This window comes from Methanococcus voltae (genome assembly GCF_017875395.1).
Classification (GTDB): Archaea; AGJL01; Methanococci; order Methanococcales; family Methanococcaceae; genus Methanococcus; species Methanococcus voltae_C.
In genome coordinates this window covers 1-1,647 of record NZ_JAGGMO010000013.1, presented here as the reverse complement: position 1 = coordinate 1,647, position 1,647 = coordinate 1, and the positions used below count along the sequence as shown (strand labels likewise).

1 rRNA gene is annotated in these 1,647 nt (G+C 53.8%); it reads right to left on the bottom strand.

The features are described from left to right. Positions 1–49: 49 nt before the first annotated feature. Positions 50–1,516, bottom strand: a 16S ribosomal RNA gene (locus J2127_RS08440). Positions 1,517–1,647 lie beyond the last annotated feature (131 nt).

Sequence of the window (1,647 nt, the reverse complement as noted above, 5' to 3'; positions counted from 1 at the left end):
AGCCCACAATCTTTTAGTGCCTATTAACGACCTATCATCTTAACTTTCTAGGAGGTGATCCAGCCGCAGGTTCCCCTACGGCTACCTTGTTACGACTTCACCCTCCTCGCTGAACCCAGGTTCGATCTTAGCCGAAGGCCAAAACCTCACCTCAACCCAACTCGGATGGTGTGACGGGCGGTGTGTGCAAGGAGCAGGGACACATTCACCGCAGTATTATGAACTGCGATTACTACGGATTCCAGCTTCACGTGGGCGAGTTACAGCCCACGATCCGAACTACGACAGGGTTTAGGAGATTTGCGTCCCTTTTCAGGGTAGCATCCCATTGTCCCAGCCATTGTAGCCCGCGTGTAGCCCAGGAGATTCGGGGCATGCGGACCTATCGTTGCCCGCTCCTTCCTCTGACTTAGCGCCAGCGGTCCCCTATGAGTGCGTTCCCTCCGGAGAAGAAACTAGCAACATAGGGCACGGGTCTCGCTCGTTACCTGACTTAACAGGACGCCTCGCGGTACGAGCTGACGATGGCCATGCACCACCTCTCAGCGCTTCAGACAAGGTCGTCAACCTGGTCATCATAATGCTGTCGCTCCTGGTGAGATGCCCGGCGTTGAATCCAATTAAACCGCAGGCTCCACCCGTTGTGGTGCTCCCCCGCCAATTCCTTTAAGTTTCAGTCTTGCGACCGTACTCCCCAGGTGGCGAACTTAACGGCTTCCCTTCGGCACTAGATAGGCACAGAGCCTACCTAACACCTAGTTCGCAGAGTTTACGGCCAGGACTACCCGGGTATCTAATCCGGTTCGCGCCCCTGGCTTTCGTCCCTCACCGTCGGACCCGTTCCAGACAAGTGCCTTCGCCATAGGTGGTCCTCCAAGGATCAACACATTCCACCGCTACCCTTGGAGTACCCTTGTCCTCTCCCGGTCCCAAGTCTAGCAGTATCCCTGCCAGTCCTCTGGTTAAGCCAGAGGATTTAAACAGGGACTTACTAAACCGGCTACGGACGCTTTAGACCCAATAAGAGTGGTCACCACTTGGGCCGTCGGTGTTACCGCGGCTGCTGGCACCGAACTTGCCCAGCCCTTATTCTTTAAGCTATTTACACTTACTAAAAGCCTATGAGTTACATAGGCACTTGGGGTCCCCCCGTCGCACTTTCGTGCATTGCGGAGGTTTCGCGCCTGCTGCGCCCCGTAGGGCCTGGGGCCGTGTCTCAGTCCCCATCTCCGGGCTCCCTCTCTCAAGGCCCGTATCGATCGTAGGCTTGGTGGGCCATTACCCCACCAACTACCTAATCGAGCGCAGTCCTATCCTCAAGCGCGTATGCTTTAAGAAAAAGATTATTCCAAACCTTTTTTCCTATGGAGTATTATCCTCAGTTTCCCAAGGTTATCCTCCACTTGAGGGTAAGTTAACCACGTGATAATGAGCCGTCCGCCATGGCCGAAGCCATAGACTCGCATGGCTTAGTCGAACCCCAATAGCAGTGACCTCCGGCGGGATCAACCGGAATTAGTTGCTTACGGATAAGCAACTACTCTCGTGGAGTCGGTCAGTATTTCATTTAAAGGAAATGACTTGGTCGTTAATAGGTTTCACAAGATTGTGGGCTTACTTCGTACTTGAAACTTCTTTCGTTTCAGG